The following is a 26935-nucleotide window of genomic DNA, read 5'->3' on the forward strand; positions in this document are numbered from 1 at the left end:
GTTATTCGTCGCCCTCGTCCTCGGTGGCCGCGTCCTCAGCGGGCTCCTCGTCGGAGGCCTCCTCGTCGGCGTCACCCTCTTCAGGAGTGTCGCCCTCGCGGAACCAGCGGTCCTCGAGCTCTTCCATACCGCCGGAGGCGTCCAGCTCGGCGAGGACCTCGTTGACCGCAGTGATCAGCTGATCGTTGCCGGTGGCCACGGCAATTCCGAGCTGCTCACCGGTGTCGATCTCCTCGATGAACTCCGACGTGTCTGATTCGCCGGCCTGGTAGCCCAGGATGGAGATGTTGCCGATTGCGGCCTCCACCTGACCTGAGTCGAGGCCCTGGATCAGCAGGCCGGAGTCGCTGTACTCGCGCACCTCATAACCCTGCTCCTGGGCGTAGTCAGCGCCGGTGGTCTCGGTCTGCACACCCACGGTGAGGCCTTCAAGGTCATCCAGCGAGCTGACTTCAGCCTCGGTGGCGGCGAGCAGGCCAAGGTTGTCGTCGAGGTAGGGCTCGGAGAAGAGCATGTTGCCCGCCCGCGCCTCGGTGATGGTCATGCCGGAGATCGCCAGGTCGCAGGTGCCGGCGTCCAGTGCCACACCGGACTGGATGCCCTCGAATCCGGTCTGCACGACCTCCAGGTCGGCGTCCAGCGCGTCGGCGATGACCTCGGCGATGTCGATGTCGAAGCCGACGACATCGCCCTCGCCGTCGTAGTACTCGAACGGCGGGTAGGGAACATCGGAGCAGACCTGCAGGGTGCCCTCGTTGTTCAGCTCGACGTCGCCGAGATCGAGGTCCACGGTGATCTCGTTCTGCGGCTCGGCCTCGAGGGTCTCGCCACCTTCTTCACTGTCGCCACAGGCGGTCAGCAGAAGCGCTGCCAGCGCGGAGGCGCCTACGGCCTTGGTCGCGGTCTTATGCTTGGGCATATTTGGATCCTTAGGTTGATCAGCTGAAACCGATGTCAGACGGTTTCCGCGATTATACGGTGATGCTGTGTTTCAGCCCTATGTCAGCCGGGCGGAAGCTTGACGGCGTGTCTTCATCAAGGGCCGTCGCGCCGTGACCTGGGATGCATGTGAGCGGGACCTGCACGTGATCCAGAACTGCACGTGACCTAGAACTGCACCAGGGCCTGGGACTTCGCGAGCACCTTGGTGCGGACGGGCTCCTGGTGCGACTGCTGATCCGGTCCGGCCTCAGTCGCAGCTTCGGTGAGCAGCTCCACGCTCAGGTCCACCCGGACCCGGCGCTGCTGCGCATCCACCGCGCCGATCTTCCCACTGATCTGAAGCCGGGCGGTGGCGGTCTCCGGGGAGCCCGACGCGGCGTCGGGCACCGGGACCGGCTTGGTGAAGCGGGACTGATAGTCGACGACGGCGCCCGGGTCGCCCGCCCAGACGCTGACCAGGTCCACGGCGGAGCCCATGGTGAGCATGCCGTGGGCGATGACCCCGTCCAGGCCGACCTCGCGGGCGAAGCGGTCGTTCCAGTGGATCGGGTTGTGGTCCCCCGACGCGGCGGCGTAGCGGATCAGGTCCGCCCGGGAGAAGCTCAGCTCGCGGGTGCCGATCTGCTGACCCTTCTGGAGGTCTTCGAAGACTGGGGTGCTCATGCGGCATCCTCCTCGTTGCGGACCAGCAGGGTGGAGGTCACGGTGCTCCGGGCGGCGCCGTCCTCGGCGCTGATCTGCACCACGGTGGTGACCATCGCGCCGGCGCCCATGGTGCGGATCCGCTCCAGGGTGACCTGGGAGCTCAACGTGTCTCCGGCGAGGATCGGGCTGTGGTGGGTGAAGCGCTCCTCGGCGTGGACCACGCGGGAGAAGTCGATGCCGGCCTCGTCGTCGTTGACCACAGCAGCCTCGGCGCGCTGGGCGATGATCACCGCGAAGCTCGGCGGCGCGACCAGGTCGTGGTGACCCAGCGCCTGGGCGGCGTCGAGGTCATGGTGCGCGGGGTGCTCGGCCTGCACCGCGAGCGCGAACTCACGGATCGCCTCACGGCTGACCTGGTACGGCGCGGCGGGAGGGTACTGGTGGCCCTGGCGGTCTGGGTTGATCATTCAGTCTTCCTTCGCTCGACGGGAGAGGATCTGAGCGGCCTGGCGTCGGCGCAGTCCGATGGCGATCAGGTGACTCAGGATGCCGACGCCCAGGAAGACCAGGCCCGTGCTGCGGAGCGCGTCGGTCGTCTCCGCGGCGTCGAGCAGCGTCGCCAGCACCACCAGGATCACACCGACGGCGGTGGAGGCCATGCCCAGGACGAGGGTGACCCGGTAGGCGCGCGTCCCGCTGGTCCACGGGTCAAAGGACTGAGTGCTCACGGCGGTCAGCTTACAGGCCTCGGCGAGGCGCTCTCGAAAAACCTCACACCACCCGGTGGGGACTATGAGGCTGGTTTATCGCGACCGAAACTCGACGATCCCCTCGCGGAAACACGGCCTTGGCACAGTGGAGCCCTCACCACCGGACCCTGAATGGTCACCGCGCGGCCCAGCCCCGCGAGACGCCAGGAAGCAGGACATCGCGATGAACCCCCAGATCTCCGCCACAGCGGCGCAACGCAGAAGTCCGGCCGCCGAGACCGATGTCGCCGCGCCGACGGATCGGCTCGTCGTCGAGGAGGGCCGCTGGATCACCAACTGGCAGCCCGAGAACTCCGAGTTCTGGGATGGCCCGGGACGCCCCACCGCGCGGCGCAACCTGATCTGGAGCGTGTTCTGCGAGTTCCTCGGATTCGCCGTATGGCAGCTCTGGTCGGTCACGGTCGTATTCCTGCCCCTGGTGGGCTTCGACCTGACCACCTCCGAGCAGTTCTGGCTGGTGTCGCTGCCTCCGCTGGTCGGGGCGACCCTGCGGGTCCCCTACAGCTTCATGGTGGCGATGATCGGCGGACGCAACTGGACCATCATCTCCGCGCTGCTGCTGCTGATCCCCACCGTCGCCATGGCGCTGACCCTGGGCAACCCGGAGACGCCGAACTGGGCGCTGTTCGCCATCGCCGCGGCCGCTGGGTTCGGCGGCGGCAACTTCTCCTCCTCGATGGCCAACATCACCTACTTCTACCCGGCCAAGGAGAAGGGCGCGGCGCTGGGAGTCAACGCCGCCGGCGGCAACCTCGGCGTCGCCGTCGCCCAGTTCACCGTGCCGATCGTGGTGACCGCGTTCGCCTTCGGCGCGCTGCAGCCGAACCTGCCGGCCGCCGGGCTGTTCTGGATCCCGTTCATCCTGCTCGCCTCCTGGGGCGCTCGGAAGTACATGCACAACCTCTCTCACGCCAAGAACGACCTCAAAGGCTCGCTCTCGGCGCTGAAGGAGAAGCACCTGTGGATCATCTCGCTGATCTACATCGGGACCTTCGGCTCCTTCATGGGCTTCGGCTCGGTCTTCCCGACCCTGATCAACATCCAGTTCCCCGAGTTCTCCAGCATCCAGGTCCTCGGCGCGGCGCTCTCGCTGGCCTTCCTCGGTCCCCTGGTCGGCTCGCTGGCCCGGCCCTGCGGAGGCAGGCTCGCCGACCGGATCGGCGGCGCCCGGGTGACCATCACCAGCTTCCTGGCGATGGCCGGGGTCACCGCCGCCGTCGTGCTGACGCTCTCGATGGCCAACTTCTGGATCTACCTGCTGCTGTTCCTGGCCCTGTTCACCCTCACCGGGGTCGCGAACGGGTCCAGCTACCGGATGATCCCGGTGGTCTTCAGGCTCTCGGTGGACCCTGCCGACCGGGTCGGACACGAGCGCAAGGCCTCCTCCGCGCTGGGTCTGATCGGCGCGATCGGCGCCTACGGCGGCTTTGCGATTCCGCAGATCCTGCGGGTGTCCAATGAGTCCACCGGCTCCTTCGACATCGCCTTCTGGGTCTTCGCCACCGGCTACGTCGCCCTGGCCGGGCTCACCTGGCTGGTCTACATGCGCCCCGGCACCGTCTTCGCCCGCGCCAACGTCTGATGCCGGCACCCCAGACCACCCGCGAGGTGAACACCCACTGCCCGTACTGCGCGCTGCAATGCGCCATGACGCTGCGGATCCCCGAGAGACCGAGCAGCGCCGAGACGGAGCAGACCCCGCCGGGCATCACGGTGGAAGGTGCCCGGTTCCCGACCAACCGGGGGCGGCTGTGCCGGAAGGGCAGCACCGCCGCGGAGCTGCTCGGCCCACGCAGCGACCGGCTCCGCTCCCCCCTGATCGCCGAGACCGACGACGACGGCGAGCGCAGCTTCCGCGCGGCCTCCTGGGAGGAGGCGCTGGACCATATCGCGGAGCGGCTGCGCAGCATCCAGGCCACCCACGGCCCAGACGCGGTCGGGGTGTTCGGCTCCGGCAGCCTGACCAATGAGAAGACCTACGCGCTGGGGAAGTTCGCCAGGGTCGCGCTGGGAACCTCGCAGATCGACTACAACGGCAGGTTCTGCATGTCCTCGGCGGCGAAGGCCTCCACAGAGGTCTTCGGACTGGACCGCGGGCTTCCGTTCCCGCTCACGGACCTCGATGCCGCCTGCACCGTCCTGCTGCTGGGCTCCAACGTGGCCGACACCATGCCACCCTTCGTGCAGCACCTGGAGGGTGCTCGATCCAAGGGTGGTCTGATCGTGGTGGACCCGCGGCGCAGCTCCACCGCCGAGCTCACCGCCGACGGCGCCGGGTTCCATGTGGCTCCGACCTCCGGCGGGGACCTGGTGCTGCTGCTGGCCCTGGCCAACGTGCTCTTCGAGGAGGGTTACACCGATCAGCGCTATCTGGCGGACCGGGTCAGCGGCACCGAGGACTTCCGCCGGTCCGCGGCCGCCTGGTGGCCCGAGCGGGCTCAGGCCGCCACCGGAGTCGGCGCGGACCAGATCCGCCTCATCGCCCGTCGGCTGGGATCCGCGGCCGTGAGCGCCCGCGACGGCGGCGATCCGGTCTTCATCCTCACCGGACGCGGCGTGGAGCAGCACCGCGACGGCACCGACACCGCACGGGCCGCGATCAGCCTGGCGCTGGTCCTCGGGCTGCCCGGCGCCCGTGGAGGCTACGGCACCCTGACCGGACAGGGCAACGGGCAGGGCGGCCGGGAGATGGGGCAGAAGTCGGACCAGCTCCCGGGGCTGCGCTCGATCAGCTCCCCCACCGACCGGGCGCACATCGCCGAGGTCTGGGGCGTGGCGCCGGAATCGATCCCAGGCCCCGGGGTCCCGGCCACGCAGCTGCTGCACACCATGGGCACCCGGACTGATCAGGGCCCGGACGGGATCCGTGCGCTGCTGGTCCATGGCTCCAATGTGGCCGTCTCGGCGCCCGACACCTCCCGGGTGCTTAAGAATCTGCGGGCCCTGGACCTGCTCGTGGTGGCCGACTTCTTCCTCTCCGAGACGGCCGCCGAGGCCGACGTCGTGCTTCCGGTGCTGCAGTGGGCCGAGGAGGACGGCACCATGACCAGCCTGGAGGGGCGGCTGCTGCGCCGTCGTCGGGCCCTGGAGCCGCCGTCGGGGTGCCGCTCGGAGCTGTGGATCTTCGCGGAGCTGGCCCGGCGTCTCGGCGTGCCCACCGGCTTCTCCACCGATCCGGCGGAGGTCTTCGAGGAGATCCGTCGGGCCACCGCGGGGGCGACTGCGGACTACTCCGCGATGAGCTGGGAGCTGTTGGACGCCGGACACGCCGGCTACTGGCCGCACCCGGCAGCCGCGGAGCCGGCCGCGGAGCGTGCACATGCCGCCGGTGCTGGCAGTGCGGCCGGTGCTGGCAATGCGGCCGGGCCAGAGCGCACCAGCACCGGGGAGCCGATCATCGGGACTCCGCGGATGTTCACCGCCCGCTTCGCCCACGCCGATGGCCGGGCGACGCTGCGCGCGATCCGGCCACGCGCCCAGGCGGCACCGCACGCCGAGGAGCTCACCTTCACCACCGGACGGCTGATGGAGCACTATCAGTCGGGCAACCAGACCCGGCGGGTGCCGGCCCTGGACGCCGCACACCCGCAGGTGACGGTGCAGATCCACCCGGCCACGGCGCGCCAGTTCGGGTTGGCCGAGGACGGCTTCGCGGTGGTGGAGAACGCGCAGGGCGCGCTGACCGCGAAGGTCGTCTTCGACGCCGGGATCCGCGCGGACACCCTCTTCTCGCCCTTCCATTTCTCCGGCCGCAGCGCCGCCAACCTGCTCACCCGGGGCCTGACCGACCCGCATTCGAAGATGCCGGAATTCAAGAACACCCCGGTCCGAATCCGTCCCGCCACTTCCACGGAGGCAGCCGCATGACTCACCCGATCCCGCACGTGCTGGTGCTCGGCTTCGGTCCGGTCGCCGCCCGGCTGATCGATGAGCTTCTCGAGGAGGTCACGATCGGTACGCTCCGGCTGACCGTGATCGGCGCCGAGACCGAGCCGGCCTACCAGCGCATCCGCATCGGGGACGTCTCGGTGGGCCGCATCCAGCCCGCCGACCTCGCCGTGACCGACCCGCGCGCGCTTCGCGAGGCCGGCGTCGACGTGCGCACCGCGGTGACCGCCACCGGTATCGACCGAGAGACTCAGCGGGTCACGCTCGATGACGGCGGCACGCTCTCCTACGACCGGCTGGTGCTGGCCACCGGCGCGGAACCGATGACGCCCAGCTTCGAGGTGGAGTCTCGCCGCGGCGGTGCCATCGACGCGGAGCTGAAGTCCCCCGGACTGCCGGAGGGGATCCTCGCCCTGCGCGAGATGGGTGATGCGCTGCGGCTGGCCGAGGTCGTGCACCGCGGCGAACCGGTCATCGTGCTCGGTGGGGGCGTGCTCGGCGTGGAGGCGGCGCTGGCCATCGCCGAGGTCGGGGCCCCGGTGACCCTGGTGCACCGAGGCAATGTGCCGATGAACCGGCAGATCGACACCGATGCCGGGATGCTGCTGCGCCGCGAGCTGATCCGTGCCGGGGTCCAGGTGCGGGCGGCGGCGGACATCACCACCGTGATCGCTGAATCAGGCCGCCTGTCTGGGGTGCGCACCTCTCTGGGCGAGAAGCTGCCCGGCTCGTTGCTGGTCACCTGCACCGGAGTCCGCGCGCGGGACCAGCTGGCCGCCGCCTCCGGACTGCCCACCCGCTGGGGAGTGCTGACCGACCAGGCGTGCCGCAGCGTGACCGACCCACTGATCTACGCGATCGGTGACTGCGCCACCGTGGATGGGAAGGTCTCCGCGGGACTGATCGCGCCGGGGTGGGAGCACGCTGCGACCGTCGCACAGGCCCTGCGTGGGGACCTCGGGCTGGAGCAGATCATCGAGCGCGATGCCGCCGGAGCCCCGGTGCACCTGACGGCCCACAAGGGCCTGGACGTGATCCTGTTGAAGTCCCACACGCTCAACGTCGCCTGCGCCGGAACCACCGATGTGGACCCCTGGGATCCCGACTCGCCCACCGTCTCCACCTGGTCAGATCCGAAGGGCGGTCAATACCTGCGCATCGTCTCGGATGAGGACCGGCTGCTCGGCTTCGTCGCGGTCGGGATGCCGCGCTCGGCCGCTGAACTGGCCATGCATGCCGGACGAGGCACCATCCCGGTGACCGACCGCACCGCGCTGCTGGCGGCCGAGCACGCCACCCGCGAGGCGCAGCTCGGCGCGCAGGACGTGCTGTGCCGGTGCGCCGGCACCACCCTCGCCCAGGTGCAGGACGCGGCCGCCTGCTCATCCACCGTGGCGGAGGTCGGGGCGGCCTGCCGCGCCGGCACCGGCTGCGGCACCTGTCATGTGCGCATCGAGAAGCTGCTCAGCGCCGAGGCCAGGCAGCTCCCGACGGCGGTGCACGCCTGAGCGGAGCGCGCGGAGAACCAGGTCGAGCAATGTGCGAGGTCGGACAGTGAGCCTGGTCAGGCAGTGAGCCTGGTCAGGCGGTGAGCCCGGTGAGACGGCGAGCAGGGTCAGACCGCGAGCCGGTACCCGCGCTTGACCACGGTGCTCACCAGACCGCTGACCGGCAGCGATTTGCGCAGCCGGGAGACCCACATCTCCAGGGCATGCTCGGAATCGCACTGGACCAGCACCTGCATCAGATGCTCCCGGGAGAGCACCGCCCCCTCGGCCTTGACCAGCGCCCGCATCAGCGACAACGGCCCCGGCGGCAGACGCACCGCCTGGTCGGTGAGCTGGGGGAGGCGCACCTCGGAGCCGCGCATCTCGACAGGTCCGTGCCGGGTGGTGATGCGCAGCGTCTGATGTTCCTCGAGGTGGTCACAGACCAGCTTGATCATCGCGCCCAGGCGCCAGCGCGAGGGGATGATCGGGCTGAGCCCCGCATCGTAGAGGGGTCCTGCGGTCACAGCGCCCACGGCCACCGAGACCACGTCGCCGCGCAGCGCTGCGACCAGCGCCTCCGACCTTCCGTACTGACGGGCCACCGAGAGGAACGCCTCCACTGCAGGGGCTGCGGTGAAGGTGATCAGGTCGAGCTGTCGTTCGATCACCGCGTCGATCATGCGCAGCAGGTCCGAGTCTTCATCGGGCCTGGTCCAGGTATAGGGCAGCACGGTGACCACCCTGGCGCCAGCCGCCTGGAGCCGGTGGATCTGCGAATCATCACTGGCCCCGTGCTGCTGCAGCGCCACGGTCTTGTCCCTCACGTCACGGGTCAGCAGCATGTCCACCACGGTCGCGGTGCGCTCGTCCTCGGCGGAGCCGTCGTCATCGAGGCCCGCAGCCCGCACCGCACCGCGCGCCTTGGGACCGCGCACCAGGATGGTCGCCTGCTCCAGGGCGTCGAAGAGCTCCGCGCCCAGACCATAGGCGTCCGCGGCCTCGAACCAGCGGCGCATCCCGTAGGCGGTGGTGATGACCGCGAAGTCCGGTGCCGCGTCGATCACCCGGCGGGTGTCCTGCTGCAGGGTCACAGATTCGGTCAGCGCGACGATCCGCAGCGCAGGGGCGTGCATGACTTCGGCCCCGCGCCGCTGAAACGCGCAGATGAGGTCCTCGCTGCGTCTGTCTGAGGTGACCCCGATCCGGAAGCCCGCCAAGGTCTGCGGCACCGCCGAAGCGGTCTCGGGCGCAGTCCTGACGGCAGACCCGCCATTGCCGCCGGCGGGGAGAGGGGCGTCGGAGGAGGTGATTGCGGTCATCAGAGCACCGCCCCGGCCATGGCGCGGATGACCTGTTCCCCGGCGACCGCCGGAGAGGAGTCGGTGTCGCTGCGGGCCTCGCCGGAGCAGGGCTCAGTCGCCGCCAGCCGGACCACCTCCCCGATCACCAGCACTGCCGGCGAGCGCAGCCTGGCTTCGGCCGCGACCCCGAGGATCTCGCCGAGCGGGGCGATGAGCACCCGCTGGTCGGCGCTGAAGCCGCGCTCCACGATCCCCACCGGGGTCTCTCCGGCGAGCCCGTGGCGCTGCAGCCCGGCCATGGTGTGTCCCAGCGTGCCCACACCCATCAGGATCACCGCGGTGCCGCCCAGAGCGGCCAGGCCGGAGAGCTCCTGCTCGCTGAGCGGGTCGTGTCCGGAGATCACGGTGAAGGACTTCGAGACGTTGCGGGCGGTGACCGGGATCCCTGCCGCGGCGGGCACGGCGATCGCCGAGGTGATCCCCGGGACCACCGTCACCGGGATGCCGGCGTCACGGCATGCGGCGACCTCCTCGCAGCCGCGTCCGAAGACGAACGGGTCACCGCCCTTGAGCCGGACCACGCGTCGACCGCTGCGCGCGGCGTCGGTCATCATCGCCTGGATGTCCTCCTGGGCGACCCGGTGATGTCCGGGACGCTTGCCGACGTCGTAGAGCTCGGCCGCCGGGGCCCACTCGCGCAGACCCTCGGTGGGCGCGAGCCGATCGTAGAAGACGACGTCGGCGATCGCCAACGCGTCACGGGCTCGCACGGTCATCAGGTCGGCGGCTCCAGGGCCGCCTCCGATCAGTGTCACCTCTCCCAGAACCATCATGACCTTCCCTCCGCGGCTGCCAGGTTGTTGGGGACGGGGGCGCCCGGGCGGGCCTCCCCCGGCTCCTGATGCGCGCCTGCCCGGGCGGCGTCTTCTCGGGCCATCTCCTCGCGCACCGGGATGCGCGGCCCGGTGAGCAGCACCGGGCCCTCCCCTGCCGCGGCGTCGAGCTTCTCCTGTTCGGTGGCCGGGCGGCGCTGTCCGCGCTCGATCACGTAGGCCAGTCCGGTGTCCGGGGCGTCCGGGGCGTTGACGAAGCTGCGGAATCGGCGCAGCCGTTCCGGGTCGCGCAGCGTCGCGGCCCATTCGTCCTCGTAGCCATCTACGTGTCTGGCCATGGCCGCTTCGAGGTCTTCTCCGATGCCCAGGGAGTCTTTGACCACCACGTCATGGACGTGGTCGACGCCCCCGGGCAGCTCCTCGATCCAGCGCGCGGTGCGCTGGAGCCGGTCTGCGGTGCGCACGTAGTACATGACGTAGCGGTCGATGTAACGCAGCAGCGTCGGGTCGTCGAGGTCCTTGGCCAGCAGCTGTCCGTGGGCCGGGGTGGCCCCGCCGTTGCCGCCGACGTACATGTTCCAGCCGTCGCTGGTGGCGATCACGCCGACGTCCTTCGCGCGGGCCTCCGCACACTCGCGGGCGCATCCGGAGACGCCGAACTTCATCTTGTGCGGCGAGCGCAGTCCGCGGTACCGGTTCTCCAGCCGGATGCCCATGGCCACCGAGTCCTGGACCCCGTAGCGGCACCAGCTGGAGCCCACGCAGGACTTCACGTTGCGCAGCGCCTTGCCATAGGCCTGACCGGATTCGAATCCGGCGTCGACCAGGCGGCGCCAGATCTGCGGCAGCTGCTCCAGCCGGGCGCCGAACATGTCAACCCGCTGGGCCGCGGAGATCTTCGTATAGAGGTCGAAGTCGGCCGCGACCTCGGCGATCACCTTGAGCTTCTGCGGGGTGATCTCCCCGCCGGGGATCCGCGGCATCACCGAGTAGGTGCCGTCCTTCTGCATGTTCGCCAGGGCCCGGTCATTGGTGTCCTGCAGCGTGCCGCGGCCGGCTTCGAGGATGTACTCGGCGCCGTGCTGGGCGGCCAGGATCGAGGCCACGACCGGTTTGCAGATGTCGCAGCCGAGGTTGAGCTGCGCGTCGGCGGGGGTTCCGAACCGGGCGACGATCTCGGTGAAGCTGATCAGCTGGGTGGCCCGCACGGCTTCGAAGAGTTCGGCGCGGGAGTGGCCGAAGTGCTCGCAGAGCGCCTTGGAGACGTCGAACCCCAGAGAGAGCATCTGCTTCTCCATGATCTTCTTCGCCATCGGGATGCAGGAGCCGCACTGGGTGCCGACCCTGGTGCAGCTCTTCATCGCGGCCATGTCGGTGCAGCCGGGGGTGGTCTCGTCGCCGGTGACGGCGGATCGGATCTGTCCCGCGCAGATGTCCTTGCAGGAGCAGACCTGGGCGTCGTCGGGCAGCTCCAGGTCCAGCTCTCCGCCACCGGCGGCGGAGAGGAACGCGCCGGGGGCGGCCGGCAGCTCACGGCCCAGCAGCGGGCGCAGCGAGGAATAGGGGCTGGCGTCACCGACGAAGACCCCGCCGAGCAGGGTGGTGGCGTCGTCGGTGACCACGATCTTCTGATAGATGCCGCCGACGGCGTCGGCGTAGACGACCTCGAGCGCGCCGGGGGTCTCGGCGAAGGCGTCTCCGAAGGAGGCCACGTCCATGCCGGCGAGCTTGAGCTTCGCGGCGGTGTCGAACCCGACGAACGAGGCTGCTCCCCCGCTGAGCCGGTCCGCGACCACCTCGGCCATCGCATTGGCCGGAGCGACCAGGCCCATGGAGATGCCCTGGTAGCTCGCGACCTCTCCGATGGCCCAGATCTTCGACGCCGAGGTGGCACAGGTCTCGTCGATGACCACGCCTCCGCGCTCGGCGCAGTCGATTCCTGCCGCAGCGGCGAGCTCGTCGCGGGCGGTGATGCCGATGGCGGCGACGACCAGGTCCGCGGGCAGGTCGGGGCCCTGCGCGAACTCCAGCGTATAGCGGCTCTGCTCTGGTCCTGCCTCTGGGTCCACGGCCATCCGGGTGGGCCGGTGGCCGAGTTGGAGCCGGTAGCCCTCCTGCTGAAGCAGCCGGTTCAGGGTGCGGCCGCCGAACTCGTCCACCTGGGCGTTCATCAGCCAGGGGCGGGAATGCACCACCGTGACCTCGGCACCGAGGCCCTTGAGCCCGCCAGCCGCCTCCAGGCCGAGCAGGCCGCCGCCGATCACCGCGCAGCGGGCCGGACGGCCCAGCTCGGCGCTGAGCTCGGCGGCGCGCTGCCGGAGCCAGTCGACGTCGTCCAGGGTTCGGTAGACCGCGATGTGCTCGCTGCCCTCGATCGGTGGCCTGGGCGCGGAGGATCCGGTGGCGAGCACCAGCTCGTCGAAGCCGAACACCTCACCGGCCGCCGTGCGCAGCGTCTGGGCCTGCGCGTCAACCTGGGTCACCGCGGTGGCGGTGTGCAGCTGGACCCGGGGATCGGCCCAGAGCGCCGGGTCCCCCAGCAGCAGCTCATCGTCGAACTGCGCGAAGCGTCGGGACAGCGCCACCCGGTCATAGGGGGCCGACGCTTCCTCGGTGAACACGCTGATCCGGAGACCGACGGGGTCCCGGGCGATGAGGGCCTCGGTCAGCCGGTGGGCGGCGGGGCCGCCTCCGACGACGGCGATATGCCGCTCGGTCCCGGCCGGGGCCGAGTGTGGGGTTGCGTCCATGGGAGTTCACCTTCGCGGTAGCCGATGAGTGCGATCTGCCTTCACGTCGATCTGGCGGAGGTCTTCGGTGTTCGATAGGGGTGCGCCGGACCGTCGAGGGTTCGCCCCAGCCTAGGAACACGCGATTTCTCAGCGGTGTCGCGTTTGTAACACCAATATGACAAGGTCCTCATCTTGTTCTCAGCGCTGGTGAGATCAGCGTCATCAGGGCTTTACACGCTGGCGTTCCGGACGAAACTTCTCCTGCCTAGGCTGGGGCGATGAGCACCGCGACCACGACCGCATACACGCCCACGTCCATTGCCGGAGCCCCAGGCACCGAGCCCTTCTGGCATCGGGTGTGCCGCTTGGAGGACCTGGAGCCGATGTGGGGCGAGGCCGCTCTGGTCCAGGGCACGCAGATCGCGCTGATCCGGCTGCAGGGCGAGACGGTGCATGCGGTGTCCCAGCTGGATCCCTGCGCCGGCGCGAATGTGATGTCTCGCGGTATCGTCGGGTCCAGAGCTGGCCGGCCTACATTGGCCTCACCGATCCATAAGCAGCCCTATGACCTGGCCACCGGTCAGTGCCTCAGCGATGAGGCGCTGCAGCTGAACTCCTATCCGGTGCGCGTCCAAGCCGGATTCATCGAGGTGAAAGTCTGAGGTTTCTCTGATGACCCACGCCGTCGAAACGTCTGCCGCGTTGCTGGCCGTCTCCCACGGCACCTCCGATCCTGAGGGACAGCGCCTGGTCGCGCAGCTGGCGCAGCGGGTCCAGGAGGTCGCCGCCGCGCGGGGATGCGCGGATCCGGTCAGGCTCGGGCACGTGGATGTGCAGCAGCCTGACGTCCCCGCCAGCCTGGCCTCCCTGCCCGAGGAGATGGCCGTCGTCGTCGTGCCCCTGCTGCTCTCCGCCGGCTTCCACGTCAATGTGGACCTCAGGGAGGACACCGCCGATCTGGACCGTCCGGTGACCGTGGGCGGTGCGCTGGGCCCCGATGACCGGCTGGTGGATCTGCTGCTGCGCCGGATGGTTCAGGCCGGGGTCGACTCCGCGCGGGACACCCTGATCTTCGCAGCAGCGGGCTCCTCGGACAGCTCGGCCGTGCGGGATTGTCAGGACATGGCGGCTCGGCTCCAGGCCCGGCTGGGCCGCCCGGTCCAGGACGCCTACCTCTCCTTCGCAGAGCCCTCGGTGAAGACCACAGTGGCACAGGCGCGGAGCACCGCGCGGGGCCGGGTCGTGCTGATCAGCTATCTGCTGGCACCGGGCTACTTCCAGAAGCTGCTCGAACGCGCAGGCGCCGACGTGGTCACCCGGTCGCTGCTGCCCCAGGACTCGTCGCAGGCACCGGCGGAGCTGGTGGAGATCATCCTCGACCGGTTCGCCGCGGGACTGGCAGACCTGACCACAGCCTCGCAGGCGGCACGCTGACGGGTCCACCCGGTGCGCTGCTGCTCCCGATGAACCAGCAGATGCAGGGGTCGTGCGGAGCTGCATCGAACCGCCCGGGGCAGAGGTCCAGAGCTCTGCGTCGTGACCTCTGAGTGGTGACCTCTGAGTCAGCGGACTGCCCTCTTCGGCCTTCGCGGGCGTCATGCATGAGGTCAGCGCGTTCAGTTGTCCTGTCCCGACCGGAGAACGGTGACACAATAGGATCTCCAGCACGCCGGCATCCATACGCTCGAACGGGCAGCGCCGGAACGCGCACGTCCTGGCGGTGTCCGGGCGTCGTCTGCGTCGTGAACGCTCTCCCGAGGGCTGAGAGGCGCCCAGCACGCGGTACGCTGGCGGGGCCCTCGCGGCTGGACCCGTTCGACGCGTCGATCTCTTGCGGATCCGCTGGACCAGCTTGTGCTCCGGGACGTCTCTGCCGAGACTTCTCGGATGTCCCTCACCCCGCCGCGGGTGCGGTGCGGACACCGTCCCGCCGATGTGAAGAACCAATCGCTTTCGAGGAGGACTCCGTGGCTCGAGGAGCCCAGCGTAAGAACGTCGCGCGCACGCGCACCCGACGGCGACCCCGCCAACACGACGACGGCGGCATCATCCACCTGCTCGCCAAGGTAGTCCGCGAGGTCGAGTCCTCGGTGCAGCGCGGTCTCGACCTGCCCTCGACCCGGACCAAGTTCCAGGTCGTGGCACTTCTCATGCGCGAGGAACGCGCCCGCGTCAAGGCGGAGGAGACGAAACCGGGGGCCCGGGGCGCCGAAGAGCTCAAGCGCCTCGACGGCATCGCCACCATCCTCGCGACGACGGCCGCCCGCGACCCCTCCCTGCTTGGGCTGCTCGCCGACGACGCGGTCATCTCCGATCGTGCGCGCTCGCTGCGCCGCGAGCTCCTCCAGTCCGCCGGCATCGAGGTGCCGGAAGATCCCGCCGAACAGCCCGGACAGTCCGGACAGCCCGAACCGGCCGAGCCCAAGGCGGACACGCAGCGCCGGGTGGTGCCCGCCTCGGTGGCATCTCGCCAGCTCGCGAACCCTTTCCTCGAACCTGACTACTCCGCCGTCGCCAAGCGCACCGCCGCGCCCCGTCGCCTCGTCGGCTGGGAGCTCATCGAACCGCTGATGAGGTCCTTCGCCGACGGCGGCGCACTCTCGTGCATGGACCTGCCAGAGCCGACCGCCAGCCGGGCGACCCAAGGGCTGGAACTCATGCCGCACCAGGCAAGGCTGGTCGCCGCCGCGGCGGCGGGACACCGGACGTTCCTGCTCGCCGACGAGCCCGGCCTGGGCAAGACGGCCCAGGCGCTGCTCGCCGCTCAGGCGGCGGACGCCTACCCGCTGCTCGTCGTCGTGCCGAACGTCGTGAAGATGAACTGGGCGCGCGAGGCCATGCTGTGGACGCCCAGCCGCCCCGCGACGGTGGTCCACGGCGACGGGGAGCGGATCGACGGCTTCGCGGACATCATCATCGTCAACTATGAGGTGCTCGATCGGCACGCGGGCTGGCTCCGCGAACTGGGTCTGCGCGGGATGGTCGTCGACGAGGCGCACTACATCAAGAACCGGAAGTCGCAGCGGTCCCAGAACGTGCTGCAGCTCTCCGAGCGCATCCGCACGCGGATCGCCGACCCGCTGCTCATCGCCCTCACCGGCACACCGCTGATCAACGACATCGAGGACTTCAAGGCGATCTGGCAGTTTCTCGGCTGGGTCGATGAGACCAAGCCGCTCGGTGAGCTGATGAATGCGCTCGAGCAGATAGGTCTGACACCGGCCGACCGCGGCTTCTCCGCCGCCGCGCGCGCAGCCGTGATCGACCGCGGCATCGTGCGGCGGCGCAAGGTGGACGTGGCCGCAGACCTGCCCGCCCGCCGCGTGGCCGACGTCCCGGTCGAGCTCGACGACGAGGCCGGGCGGTCCATCCGGGCCGCCGAACAGAGCCTCGTCCGTCGTCTCCTCACGCGCTATGAGCGCGCGCTGGCGGCACAGGCGCCAGGCGACGTCGTCGAAGGCATCGACCACGTCCTCGTCCGCCAGGTCGCCGCGCGGGAGCGGGCGAGCAAGACGACGAATAAGTCGAACGAGAACGTGTTCACCATGACGCGGCGGATCGGCCAGGCGAAGGCCGGCCTCGCGGCCGACTACGCCGCGCAGCTCGCCCGCAGCGCCGGCAAGGTCGTCTTCTTCGCCAAGCACATCGATGTCATGGACACCGCTGAGGCGACCTTCGCCAAGCAAGGCATCCGGTACGCCTCCATCCGCGGCGACCAGACGGCATCGGCTCGACAGAAGCACATCGACGCATTCACCAACGACCCGGACGTCGCCGTCGCCGTGTGCTCACTGACGGCCGCCGGCGTCGGCATCAACCTGCAGGTCGCCTCGAACATGGTGCTCGCGGAACTGTCGTGGACCCACGCCGAGCAGACCCAGGCCATCGACCGCATCCACCGCATCGGCCAGGAGGAGCCGGTCACGGCGTGGCGGATCATCGCCGCGCAGACCCTCGACACGAAGATCGCCGAGCTCATCGACAGCAAGGCGGGGCTGGCCGCCCGGGCTCTTGACGGGACCGACCAGGATATCCCTGACTCCGCCGACATCCAGCTCGAGGCGCTCGTCACGCTCCTCGAGGATGCGTTGAGAGAGCGGGACAGCACGCAGGCATCCTGAACGGTGGTCGTCCCAGTCGAGGTCGTCCCGGATGCGGGGCGGACGGTCCGGCCCGGAAGACGAGTTGGGGCTGCTCGGGTGTGCTGCTGGTACAGCCCTGGCCGCAGGAATTCGTGAATGAGGCTTACAGGCAGCACCAAGGGACCCGGCGGAATGCAAAGTCGGTAGACCACGGGATCCGCAACGGACAGATCGGTCGGGACGCGCGTAGAGTCACGTCATGCCGCACCGCGACCATGAGGACGCCCTCCGCCGCCGCCGCTACGGCCGGGACTCGCAGGAGTTCGCCCGGGTGCTCAACCTCAGCGACGCGCTCTTCGCGATCGCAATGACGCTGCTGGTGTTCTCCACGATGGAGGCCTCCGGGGTACGACTCGACACCACCATGGGCGCCGTCTCCGGCCAGGGAGCGGAGCTGATCGCTTTCGTGGTGAGCTTCGCGGTCGTCGCGAACTTCTGGTGGGTGCACCACCGGTTCTTCGCGGTCCTGGGGTTCGTCGAGCCGGGCCTGATCGCGATCAATCTCGCACTGCTCGGCGCGGTGGCGCTGGTGCCCTACCCGACGAGCCTGCTCGGTCGGGACCCGACGCTGCGAGGCACGGTCGTGCCGTACCTGCTGCTGCTCAGTCTGATCGCGATACTGCACCTGGGCCTGCTGCTGCGCGCAGGCGCGGTCGACGCGTGGTGGCGGCCGATGCCCCAGGGGTTGTTCCGATGGGTGGTGGCCGGGTGGGGATCGAGCACGGCCGTGACGCTGCTCGCGCTGGCGGTCTCGTTCGCGGCGCCTGTGGCCGGCCTCGTGATGCTGTTGCTGACGTGGCCAGCCGAGGCGCTCGTGCGCCGGCGAGCTCCAGATGCCTACGCGGTCTGGGGTTGATCAACCGGCTACGGCGGTCGCGCTGATCGCGCAGCGGCCCGCGTCAGAAGACGACGGTGGGTCAACCAATAGTTGGCGATGCTCGGCGAAGGTGAGCACGATGGCGGTGAATTCTCCTGGCTGGTCGCACACGCTGAAGCTGATGACCCATGCGCGATCGCACGGTCACTCGAAGGGTGAGCCCCAAGCTGAAAGCGTGCCGTGTCTACCCATGCTTCAAGGTGCTGCGGCTTCAGCGATGGCGCGGAACGCCGCGATGGTCTCGTGGTCGTTGTCATCGAAGTGATGGTCAGTGCTCGACTTGACGATCACCACCTCACGGGCGGGGTTGACGCAGATGTATTGGCCCCTGCAGGTGAGGGGCCTCTGGCGTCGTGGAGGCCTCAACCCATCCGACGGGCAGCACCTGCTGCCCGTCGCGCCTCCCCTCGTTGAGGTAGAGGCGCCCCAGGCGCAGGTAGTCCCTCGACCGAGGTGCCGGTGGCGTTGCTGAGGACCTCGGCCAGGACCCCCGTGTCGGAGCTGACGTAGTTGTGGAAGTGCCGGGCGGCCGTTCCCGCTCGAGGTTGGCGTAATGGTCGAGCATGGGCTCTTCGAGAGCGAACGCACGGATGAAGATCATGTTGACGTCCGCAAGCGGCGAGTCGTAGTCCTCGTCGAACTCGACTCCGCTGGACATCGTGAACAGGTGGCGGATGGTGACGCCGTCGTAGCCGCTGCCGGTCAGCTGTGGGACGTAGTCGGTGACCTCGTCATCCAGGCTGGAGATGTGGCCGTCTGGCGCCCATGGCGTGGTCCTCACCCTCGAACCGATAGGTCGAGGGCAGAGACTGCTCGGCGCGATCGAACGCCCAGGTGTCGTCTGTGGCGGTGACACCGGTGGCAGGAAAGATCCGGTCCATCGACCTGAAGTTCTCCGCACGGTGGTCGTCGGCGAAGAGGGTGAAGAAGGTGCCGTACTGGGTGGTCAGCAGGTTGCGGCAGCCGCCACGATCGGCGGCGCGGGGGTCGCCGTCGCCTGGACCTCCAGATGGAACCATGGGTCTGCAGCAGTGGGTCCCCTGCAGCCGAGCTCAGCATGCGCCTCGTCCCGGCCCGCAGGACAGGACCTTTGGTCACTTCTGGTCGGGCATCGGCCCCTGGTGGTCGTCTGTGCACCGTCGTACGGTGGTCGTGTCAGTCGAGTCGTCCCGGATGCGGGGCGCGCAGATGGAGGACTGCCATGAGTGACACGCGCGCCGCCGAGGGGCCGAAACGGCAGCGTAGGCCCCAGGCCACCTCAGGCGTCGGCGGCTCCAGCCCGTCGGCTCGTGGTGTCCGGGACGGCCAGCCGTCGATCACTGTGTCGGTGGTCCTGGCGGTGCTCGTGGCCGGCGGCGCCGGACTGATTGCCGCCTGGGCAACCCCCCGCGGCCCGCTGAACGCCGGCGAGGTGCTGTGGTCGATGCTCGGCGCGCTCACAGTCGGCGTGCTCGCGGGAGCCCTGCTGCGCAGCCGGTGGAGCATGCTGCTGACCCCCGTGGTCTTCCTGACCGTCTTCGAGGTGGCCCGCCTCGGCACGGCCGGTGCCACCGTCGACGAGATCCGCCTCGACTCCCTCATCGCGGTCCTCGGCTTCCTGGCCGGGCGGGGCGTGCACGGGCTGCTGGTCCTGGTGCCCATGATCCTGGGCTGTCGTCTCGGCGTCGAGGTCGCGGCCCGCCGGAGGACAGGTGGTCCGACCCGGATGACCAGGTGGGGCTGGTCGGGGGTGCTGCTGGCCGGTGTGACGGTCCTGGTGCTGGCGGCCCTGGCCGCCCGTCCCGCGTCAACGGCCCCGGTCCTCGACGCCACCGGTGAACCCGTGGAGGGGAGCATCGCCGAGCTCGTCACCGTGTCGGTCAATGGGTCAGACCAGACCCTGATGATCCGCGGCTCAGACGTGGAGGACCCTGTCCTGCTTCACCTCGCCGGCGGGCCGGGGGGCACAGACCTGGGGGCCATGCGGCTGGACCCGTCGCTGGAAGAGGACTTCGTCGTGGTCACCTGGGACCAGCCGGGGACCGGCAAGTCGTACTCCGCGATCGACCCGGTCGAGGACATGACGCTGCAACGGGTGGTGGATGACACGCTCGAGGTGACCGAGCATCTGCGCGAGCGGTTCGCCCAGGATCGGATCATCCTCACCGGCCAGTCGTGGGGCACGCTCCCAGGAGTGCTGGCCGTACAGCAGCACCCGGAGCGATATCGGGCCTTCGTGGGCACCGGGCAGATGGTCGATCTCCGCGAGACCGACCAGATCTTCTATGACGAGAGCCTGGAGCTGGCGAGCGCGACAGAGGATGAGGAGCTCGAGGCGCAGCTGATCGCGCAGGGTCCGCCGCCGTATTCGGACATGCTCGACTACACAGCGATCGTCGGTACGGAGCGAACCATCTACTCCTACCCGGAGTTCGACGGTTCGACCGAGATGACCGCGACCATCTGGGTGCCGGAGAACACCTTCATGGACCAGGTGAACGCGATCCGCGGCCTGCTCGACACGTACTCCCTGCTGTACCCACAGCTGCAGGACGTGGACCTGCGCGACGAGGCACCACGTCTCGACGTCCCGGTCTACGTCGTCATGGGTGAGCACGAAGCACGCGGCCGGGTCGAGCCGGCCCGAGAATGGTTCGAACAGCTGGAGGCCCCCGCCAAGACGTGGGTGGAGCTGCCCGCATCCAGCCACCGGGCCTCCTTCGAGCGGCCAGACGACTATGCAGCGCTTCTCCGACAGGTCCTGACCGAGACCGCCACGTACCGCTGAAGGGTCTTGAACTCCCGGGTAGACGCTGAGACGGTCCGGCTGGAGGTCTTCCCACGGGTCCACGGCGGAGCGGACTGGCGCGCACGGGCAGTTCGCATATTCGTTGCTCAACCCCTCGCTGACGCCAGCGGATGCACGTCGGGCCCCCACGCAGTGAAGCGTAGGGGCCCGACATGCAGGTCGCCTGTGCGGCGTTCTCGGTAGCGGTGGGGGGGCTCGATCCCCCGACCTCACGATTATGAGTCGTGCGCTCTAACCAGCTGAGCTACACCGCCATACCCCGACCCTCCACCCCGCCAGGGAGGAGGAGAATCGGCTTGAATGAGAAAGACCCGCGCCGCGCAATGTGCTGCGCTGCGCGGGCTCCCAATCAGAGCCCCAAGCGGGAATCGATCCCGCGACCTCAGTCTTACCAAGACTGCGCTCTACCACTGAGCTATTGGGGCAACAGCACTGAACTCTACCACCAGTTCAGCACCGTTCAAAAATCGGTCAGAGGTGAGCTGCCTCTCCCCTGACCGGGTGTCTCCGCCGCCGCAGATCGGGACCTGCGGCGGCGAAGTCCGAACCCCTTTTCAGGGGGACGATTCACTTCCAGCGCGGCTTGCGATCCTTGTTGCCGAATCGGCTGTCGCCGGATCCTGCGCGGCCGCCTCGATCGCTCGAGCCGCCCTCACGCTTGCCGGCATAGCTGCCGCGAGACTCGCCGGAGCCGCCGCGGGACTCGGTGCCGCCGGAGGGAGCGCCGGTGTCGCGCTCCATCTTCAGCAGCTCCCCGCCGATGCGGGTCTTCGCCAGGGCGGCCCACTGCTCGGAGGAGAGCTTCTCAGGCAGCTCCACGAGGGAGTGCGTGGGGCGGATGTCGATGCCGCCGATCTCGCGGGCGCTGAGCCCAGCCTCGTTGGCGATGGCGCCGACGATGTGTCCTGGGTTCACGCCGTTGCGACGGCCGACAGCGATCTTGTACATCGCGTTGCCGGGACCGGCGGTGCGCGGTCCGCGCTCACGCTGGCCGCGATCCGGGCGATCGCCGCCTGCACGGTCCTCGCCGACCTCACGCTTGGATTCACGGACGAGCTCGTCGTCGCGCTTCTCGTCGAGCAGCAGCGGCCGTCCGTCGTGGACCATGGCGACCAGTGCGGCTGCCACGTCTTCGGCGGGAGTGTTGTGCTCCTGGGTGTAGGAGGCCACGAGTCCGCGGTACTCCTCGAGCTCTTCCGAGGCCAGGGTCTCGGTGATCCGCTCCGAGAAGCGATCGAGCCGCGAGGAGTTCACATCCGCGATGGTCGGCATGGACATCTGCTCGACCGGCTGGCGGGTGGCCTTCTCGATGGACCGCAGCATGCGCTTCTCGCGGGGAGTCACGAACAGGACGGCGTCGCCGGAGCGACCCGCGCGGCCGGTGCGGCCGATGCGGTGCACGTAGGACTCGGTGTCCAGCGGGATGTCGTAGTTGAAGACGTGGGTGATGCGCTCGACGTCGAGACCGCGGGCGGCGACGTCGGTGGCGACGAGCACGTCGATGCGGCCGGACTTGAGGTTCTCCACGGTCTTCTCGCGCAGGTTCTGCGGGATGTCACCGTTGATCGCTGCGGTGCGGAAGCCGCGGGCGGCGAGCTTGTTCGAGACCTCTTCGGTGGCCGAGCGGGTGCGCACGAAGACGATCGCGGCATCGTGCGGCTCGGTCTCGAGGATGCGGGTCAGCGCCTCGTTCTTGGCCGAGTGCTTGATCAGCACGAAGCGCTGGCGGGTGTTGGTGCCGGTGGAGGTCTTGGACTTGACCGAGACCTCGACCGGATCATTGAGGTAGTCCGCGGAGATCCGGCGGATCGCCTTGGGCATCGTGGCGGAGAACAGTGCGACCTGTTTGGTCTTCGGGGTGCGGGCCAGAATCTGGTCCACCTCCTCGGCGAAGCCCATGCGCAGCATCTCGTCAGCCTCATCGAGCACCAGGTGCTTGATCGTGGAGAGGTTCAGCGAACCGCGGGTCATGTGGTCGATGACGCGACCGGGAGTGCCGACGACGACGTGGGCGCCGCGGCGCAGGCCCTCGAGCTGCGGGCCGTAGGGGGAGCCGCCGTAGATCGGCAGCACGGTGATGCCGGGGACGCCCTGCGCGTAGGTGGCGAACGCCTCGGCGACCTGGATGGCGAGTTCACGAGTGGGGGCGAGCACCAGAGTCGAGGGCGAGTTGCCCAGCTCTCCGGCGTCGTTCGCGCGAGCCATATGGGACAGCGCCGGCAGCGCGAAGGCCGCAGTCTTGCCGGTGCCGGTCTGGGCCAGACCGACGACGTCGCGGCCCTCGCTCAGCAGCGGGATGGTCTGCGCCTGGATCGGGGACGGGGTCTCGTAGCCGAGCTTGGTCACCGACTGCAGCACCCGGGGATCCAGGCCCAGCTCGGAGAACTTCGGGCCCGTGGGCTCTTCAACGGCCTTGGGGGCCGCCTCTGCAGAGGCTTCGGCAACAGGTGCCTCAGCGGCGGGGGCGGACTCGACCGGTGCCTCAGCGACCGGGGCGGACTCGACGACCGGTGCCGCGGCAGCTGCGGGAGCGGCCTCGACGGCCGGAACGGCCTCGGTGGTGTTCTCGGCCTCGGCGGTCGGGGCTGCTTCGGTCCCAACCTGTGCAGCCTCGGCGGGAGCCTCGGTCTCAGAAGGGGTGGCAGTCTCCGGCGTCTGCGTCGCGCCTGACTCCGTGGTGGCTGCGGTCTGCGCCGCAGCTGCGGTCTCGGCGTCGCCCGGGGTGGGCTCTGCGGAGTTGTGGTCCTGGATCGTCATGTTGACTCCTCGTCACATGTCATGCGACCGAGAGGACCCGCTGAAGATCCAGTCCCAGGAAACCTGCACAATCAACCACCGCTGCTCGAAGGGGCTGGGCGTGCCAAATGGCAATGCACACAACCCCTGCATGGGCAGGGCAGGTTGCTTGGGTATCTAGGACGGGACTGGATCAGTCACAGGGACTCGGCCGCTTTGTCGGCTCCGGAGTCGACCCGTGGATACACACAACCCTCTACGAGCGTCCGGCCCCATGTGGATGGGGCACGCTCGGAGTCAGCAAGAGAAAACGGGATCATCCGGAGAATGCCCATTCAGTCTAGCCCAGGTCCACCCCGACTGTCGCCTTTGGAGACGAAGGTCACGTCCACGTCCCTGAGCTGGACTTTCAGTCGTCCGGTCGGGCCAGCGCCGGGCCCCGTCGCAGCGCGGTCTCCCGAATGGCGACCCCGGCACGCTCCGCGACGGCGATCACCGCGGCGCGGTCCCCGGCCTGCACGGTGCCGGGTGTGATGACCTTGAAGTAGGTGCCCGGCCGTCCCGCCGCGATGAAGCGTCTGACCCAGCCGGGCTGATCCAGCCAGCGCCCGAAGGTGGCGCAGGGGATGCGCGGGACCGTGGCTTCAAGCACCACCCGGTCCCCGATCTGCCAGCGCTCACCGGGGTGGGCGCCGTCGAGATCGATCCCGGAGAGCCGCAGGTTCTCCCCGAAGCTGCCTGATGGGATCTCCCGCCCCAGTTCCCTGGCCCACCACTGGGCGTCCTCCTCCGCATAGGCGTAGACGGCCTTCTCCGGCCCGCCGTGGTGCTGGCGGTCGGCCTGGACGTCACCATGCAGCCCCAGGGTGCGCACCTGAACCGGGCCGGAGACCGGACGCTTGTCGATCCCGCTGACCCCGACCTGGCCGACGTCGTCGCGGATCAGCTGGTGCACCACGCAGACCGCGTCCACGGTCCCGGTGAGTCCCAGCCGATCTGCCGCGCCCGCCAGACAGGTCGGAGAGGACTCAGCCACGGCGCTCGAGCCCAGCGAGGGCGGTGTCGAGATCATCGATCAGGTCCGCCACGTCCTCGATGCCCACCGAGAGGCGCAGCAGGTTCTCCGGGACCGCGAGCTCGGTGCCGCGCACCGAGGCGTGGGTCATCTCGTGCGGGTAGTTCATCAGCGACTCGATGCCGCCCAGGGACTCGGCGAGGATGAAGAGCCGGGTGCCCTCGGCGACCTTGCGGGCCGCGGCCTCTCCGCCGGCGAGCTGGATCGAGACCATCCCGCCGAAGCCGCTCATCTGAGCCTTGGCCAGTTCGTGGCCGGGGTGATCGGGGAGCCCTGGGTAGAGCACCCGCTCGACGGCGGGGTGGTCCACCAGGTGCTCGGCGATGGCCTGGGCGTTGCTGCAGTGCCGGTCCATGCGCACCGCCAGCGTCTTGAGCCCGCGGGTGGTCAGGTAGGCGTCCAGCGGGCCGGAGACGGCGCCCACTGCGAACTGCTGGAAGCCGATGGAGGCGGCCAGCTCGTCGTCGGAGGTGATCACGGCGCCGCCGACGACGTCGGAATGCCCGCCGATGTACTTGGTGGTGGAGTGCACCACGATGTCCGCGCCCAGCGCCAGCGGCTGCTGGAGGTAGGGGCTGGCGAAGGTGTTGTCCACCAGCAGCAGCGCGTTGTTCTCGTGGGCGATCTTCGCCAGGGCGGCGATGTCAGTGATCGACATCAGCGGGTTCGAGGGGGTCTCGACCCACAGCAGCGTCGCATCCGGCTCGGACATCTCGGCCGCCACCCGGTCGAGGTCGGTGAGGTCCAGCGGGGTGTTCGCGATCCCCCAGTCGCCGTGGATGCGGCTGATCAGCCGGTAGGAGCCGCCGTAGGCGTCGTTGCCCATCACGATCCGCTGCCCTGGCCGGGTGACGGCGCGGATGATCGCATCCTCGGCGGCCAGGCCGGAGCCGAAGCTGAAGGCGTGGCGCCCGCCCTCCAGCGCGGCCAGCTGGGTCTGCAGCGAGGTGCGGGTGGGGTTGCCCGCGCGGCCGTAGTCGTAGCCGCGACGCAGGTTGCCGATCCCGTCGGGGGCGTAGGTGGTGGAGAAGTGCAGCGGCGGCACCACTGCCCCGAAGACCTCGTCGATCTCTTGTCCGGCGTGGATGGCGTCGGTGGCGAATCCGTGGCGGTTCTCGGTCATCGGGTCTCCTTCTCCTGGGCACCTGAGAGGTGCGCAAGCAGGTCATTGCGGGTGAGCACCCCGACGATGTCGCCGTTCTCGGCGACCAGCAGGGTGGGGTTGCTCCTGAGCTTCTTCAGAATCTGCGGGAGGGTCTCGGTGATCCCGACCAGCGGCAGGTCGATGGCCAGATGGTCGGTGACCAGCTCATCGGGTGTGGCGTGACCGACGATCAGGTCCTCGGAGAGGTCGGCGACGTCGACGATCCCGTAGACCTCCCCGATCCGGGCGACCCGCCCGGGCTGGTCGATCACCGGGACGATGTCGATGCCGTAGCGGTTCATCACCGAGACCGCCTCGCGCAGGGTGGTCTGCCGGGAGATGGAGACCACCTCGGGCATCGCGGCGGAGAACAGCGAACTCTTCGCCAGCAGCACATCCCCGGCGGTCACGGTGTCGGCGTCCATGCTCGACGCGTCCCGCTTCGTGGCGCTGGCGGCGTGGTCGGCGTCGTCGACTGTCGGGTCGGCGCCGATCAGTCCGCTCTTCACCGCGTCGGTGAGCTCCGCGGAGCTCTTCACGCTGATCTCGACACCGGTGGAGTTCGAGACCACCGCGCCGAATCCGTGGTCGATCATCCACTGGTCGTTGAAGATCTTGCCCAGGTAGCCCCGTCCGGAGTCGGGGAGCACCGCGACGACGACGTCGTCGGGCCCCAGATCCTGGGCGAGCTTCAGCGCTGCGGCGACGGCGGTGCCGGAGGAACCGCCGACCAGGAGGCCCTCTTCGGTGGCGAGCCGTCGTGCCATGGCGAAGGATTCGGCGTCGGAGATGGCGTGGTGCTCGTCCGGGATCGACGCGTCGTAGTTCTTCACCCAGATGTCCTCGCCGACACCCTCGACGAAATAGGGACGGCCTTCGCCGCCGGAGTAGATGGACCCGTCGGGGTCAGCGACCACCACGCGCACGGGGCCGCCGGGGCGATCGGCGGAGACCTCTTTGAGGTAGCGCCCGGAGCCGGTGACGGTGCCGCCGGTGCCGGCGCCGACCACCAGGTGGGTGACCTTGCCGTCGGTGTCGTCCCAGATCTCTGGCCCGGTGGTCTCGTAGTGGGAGTTCGGCGCGGCCGGGTTGGAGAACTGGTCCGGCTTGTAGCCGCCCTCGATCTCGCCTGCCAGCTGGTCGGAGATCCCGTAGTAGGACAGCGGGGACTCTGCGGGGACTCCTGCCGGGCCCACGACGACGTCGGCGCCGTAGGCGCGCAGCACGTCACGCTTCTCCTGGGCCACCTTGGGCACCGTGACGAAGACCGCCCGGTAGCCCTTCTGCTGGGCCACCAGAGCCAGGCCGACGCCGGTGTTGCCGGAGGTCGGCTCGACCACCACTCCCCCGGGCTTCAGCAGACCCGCGGACTCGGCCTCCTCGATCATCTTCAGCGCGATGCGATCCTTGATGGACCCACCCGGGTTGAGGTACTCGAGTTTCACAAGGACGGTGGCGGAGACGCCCTCGGTGATCCGATTCAGCTTCACCAGAGGGGTTCGGCCGATCAGCTCGACGACGGACTGGGCATATTTCATGCGCCCAACTCTACCGATGTCCTGAGCGGATCAG

At 69.2% G+C, this 26935-nt stretch carries 21 protein-coding genes and 2 tRNA genes; 8 read left to right on the forward strand and 15 right to left on the reverse strand.

Going from position 1 to position 26935, the window contains the following annotated elements:
* Position 1: 1 nt before the first annotated feature.
* From LTH96_RS09175 to LTH96_RS09190, 4 genes are all read right to left on the reverse strand, one after another.
* Complete coding sequence (locus LTH96_RS09175; RefSeq protein ID WP_241465415.1) at positions 2-919, reverse strand: ABC transporter substrate-binding protein; 918 nt, start codon at positions 917-919, stop codon at positions 2-4.
* Between the two features lie 188 nt (positions 920-1107).
* Positions 1108-1605 carry a MaoC/PaaZ C-terminal domain-containing protein gene (locus tag LTH96_RS09180; RefSeq protein ID WP_241465416.1) on the reverse strand — a complete coding sequence of 166 codons (498 nt, stop codon included), beginning with the start codon at positions 1603-1605 and terminating at the stop codon, positions 1108-1110.
* Positions 1602-2054 carry a MaoC family dehydratase N-terminal domain-containing protein gene (locus LTH96_RS09185; RefSeq protein WP_241465417.1) on the reverse strand — a complete coding sequence of 151 codons (453 nt, stop codon included), beginning with the start codon at positions 2052-2054 and terminating at the stop codon, positions 1602-1604. Before LTH96_RS09185 ends, LTH96_RS09180 begins: the two co-directional genes overlap by 4 nt.
* The gene (locus tag LTH96_RS09190) at positions 2055-2315 is read right to left on the reverse strand and encodes a hypothetical protein (RefSeq protein ID WP_241465418.1); all 261 of its coding nucleotides are present in this window, start codon (positions 2313-2315) and stop codon (positions 2055-2057) included. It lies immediately after the preceding gene.
* 205 nt (positions 2316-2520) lie between these two features.
* Here LTH96_RS09190 and LTH96_RS09195 point away from each other — a divergent pair, with 205 nt between their 5' ends.
* The 3 genes from LTH96_RS09195 to LTH96_RS09205 are packed head-to-tail and all read left to right on the forward strand — an operon-like array spanning position 2521 to position 7753.
* On the forward strand, positions 2521-3939 hold the full coding sequence (locus LTH96_RS09195) for an MFS transporter (protein WP_241465419.1): 1419 nt from the start codon (positions 2521-2523) through the stop codon (positions 3937-3939).
* A complete protein-coding gene (locus LTH96_RS09200; RefSeq protein ID WP_241465420.1) occupies positions 3939-6224 on the forward strand; it encodes a molybdopterin oxidoreductase family protein in 2286 nt (761 codons plus the stop codon). The genes LTH96_RS09195 and LTH96_RS09200 overlap by 1 nt, the downstream gene beginning before the upstream one ends.
* Positions 6221-7753 (forward strand): FAD-dependent oxidoreductase, encoded by a 1533-nt coding sequence (locus LTH96_RS09205; protein ID WP_241465421.1) that lies wholly within the window; start codon positions 6221-6223, stop codon positions 7751-7753. The genes LTH96_RS09200 and LTH96_RS09205 overlap by 4 nt, the downstream gene beginning before the upstream one ends.
* Before the next feature lie 107 nt (positions 7754-7860).
* Here the strand turns inward: LTH96_RS09205 and LTH96_RS09210 are convergent, their stop codons facing one another.
* Genes LTH96_RS09210 through nirB form a run of 3 tightly spaced genes read right to left on the reverse strand, consistent with a single transcriptional unit; the run spans position 7861 to position 12619 of the window.
* A complete protein-coding gene (locus LTH96_RS09210) occupies positions 7861-9054 on the reverse strand; it encodes a uroporphyrinogen-III synthase (protein WP_241465422.1) in 1194 nt (397 codons plus the stop codon).
* The gene (gene cobA, locus LTH96_RS09215) at positions 9054-9869 is read right to left on the reverse strand and encodes a uroporphyrinogen-III C-methyltransferase (RefSeq protein ID WP_241465423.1); all 816 of its coding nucleotides are present in this window, start codon (positions 9867-9869) and stop codon (positions 9054-9056) included. The genes LTH96_RS09210 and cobA overlap by 1 nt, the downstream gene beginning before the upstream one ends.
* Complete coding sequence (gene nirB / locus LTH96_RS09220; RefSeq protein ID WP_241465424.1) at positions 9866-12619, reverse strand: nitrite reductase large subunit NirB; 2754 nt, start codon at positions 12617-12619, stop codon at positions 9866-9868. The genes cobA and nirB overlap by 4 nt, the downstream gene beginning before the upstream one ends.
* A 260-nt stretch (positions 12620-12879) precedes the next feature.
* Between nirB and nirD the strand changes: the two genes are divergently transcribed.
* From nirD to LTH96_RS09240, 4 genes are all read left to right on the forward strand, one after another.
* Complete coding sequence (gene nirD, locus LTH96_RS09225; RefSeq protein ID WP_241465425.1) at positions 12880-13263, forward strand: nitrite reductase small subunit NirD; 384 nt, start codon at positions 12880-12882, stop codon at positions 13261-13263.
* 10 nt (positions 13264-13273) lie between these two features.
* Complete coding sequence (locus tag LTH96_RS09230) at positions 13274-14035, forward strand: sirohydrochlorin chelatase (protein WP_241465426.1); 762 nt, start codon at positions 13274-13276, stop codon at positions 14033-14035.
* A 533-nt stretch (positions 14036-14568) separates the two neighbouring features.
* Entirely contained in the window at positions 14569-16722 is a 2154-nt protein-coding gene (locus LTH96_RS09235) for a DEAD/DEAH box helicase (RefSeq protein ID WP_241465427.1), read from the forward strand.
* Positions 16723-16942: 220 nt separating this feature from the next.
* The gene (locus LTH96_RS09240) at positions 16943-17599 is read left to right on the forward strand and encodes a TMEM175 family protein (protein WP_241465428.1); all 657 of its coding nucleotides are present in this window, start codon (positions 16943-16945) and stop codon (positions 17597-17599) included.
* Positions 17600-17915: 316 nt separating this feature from the next.
* Here the strand turns inward: LTH96_RS09240 and LTH96_RS09245 are convergent, their stop codons facing one another.
* On the reverse strand, positions 17916-18401 hold the full coding sequence (locus LTH96_RS09245; RefSeq protein ID WP_241465429.1) for a serine hydrolase domain-containing protein: 486 nt from the start codon (positions 18399-18401) through the stop codon (positions 17916-17918).
* On the reverse strand, positions 18352-18639 hold the full coding sequence (locus LTH96_RS09250) for a hypothetical protein (RefSeq protein ID WP_241465430.1): 288 nt from the start codon (positions 18637-18639) through the stop codon (positions 18352-18354). The genes LTH96_RS09245 and LTH96_RS09250 overlap by 50 nt, the downstream gene beginning before the upstream one ends.
* A gap of 182 nt (positions 18640-18821) precedes the next feature.
* Here LTH96_RS09250 and LTH96_RS09255 point away from each other — a divergent pair, with 182 nt between their 5' ends.
* Positions 18822-20387: an alpha/beta fold hydrolase gene (locus LTH96_RS09255; RefSeq protein WP_241465431.1), complete on the forward strand. Its 1566-nt coding sequence runs from the start codon at positions 18822-18824 to the stop codon at positions 20385-20387.
* A gap of 201 nt (positions 20388-20588) precedes the next feature.
* Here LTH96_RS09255 and LTH96_RS09260 read toward each other — a convergent pair.
* The 6 genes from LTH96_RS09260 to LTH96_RS09285 all read right to left on the reverse strand — a co-directional run bounded on the left by LTH96_RS09260 (position 20589) and on the right by LTH96_RS09285 (position 26901).
* Positions 20589-20662: transfer RNA gene (locus LTH96_RS09260), tRNA-Met, on the reverse strand.
* 99 nt (positions 20663-20761) lie between these two features.
* Positions 20762-20833: transfer RNA gene (locus LTH96_RS09265), tRNA-Thr, on the reverse strand.
* A gap of 142 nt (positions 20834-20975) precedes the next feature.
* On the reverse strand, positions 20976-23165 hold the full coding sequence (locus LTH96_RS09270; protein WP_241465432.1) for a DEAD/DEAH box helicase: 2190 nt from the start codon (positions 23163-23165) through the stop codon (positions 20976-20978).
* 388 nt (positions 23166-23553) lie between these two features.
* Positions 23554-24180 carry an MOSC domain-containing protein gene (locus LTH96_RS09275; protein WP_241465433.1) on the reverse strand — a complete coding sequence of 209 codons (627 nt, stop codon included), beginning with the start codon at positions 24178-24180 and terminating at the stop codon, positions 23554-23556.
* A complete protein-coding gene (locus tag LTH96_RS09280; RefSeq protein ID WP_241465434.1) occupies positions 24173-25342 on the reverse strand; it encodes a cystathionine gamma-synthase in 1170 nt (389 codons plus the stop codon). The genes LTH96_RS09275 and LTH96_RS09280 overlap by 8 nt, the downstream gene beginning before the upstream one ends.
* Positions 25339-26901, reverse strand: a complete 1563-nt coding sequence (locus LTH96_RS09285; protein ID WP_241465435.1) for a pyridoxal-phosphate dependent enzyme — start codon at positions 26899-26901, stop codon at positions 25339-25341. Before LTH96_RS09285 ends, LTH96_RS09280 begins: the two co-directional genes overlap by 4 nt.
* Positions 26902-26935 lie beyond the last annotated feature (34 nt).

The sequence above is a fragment of the Nesterenkonia sp. LB17 genome, assembly GCF_022565915.1.
Taxonomy (GTDB): Bacteria; Actinomycetota; Actinomycetes; order Actinomycetales; family Micrococcaceae; genus Nesterenkonia.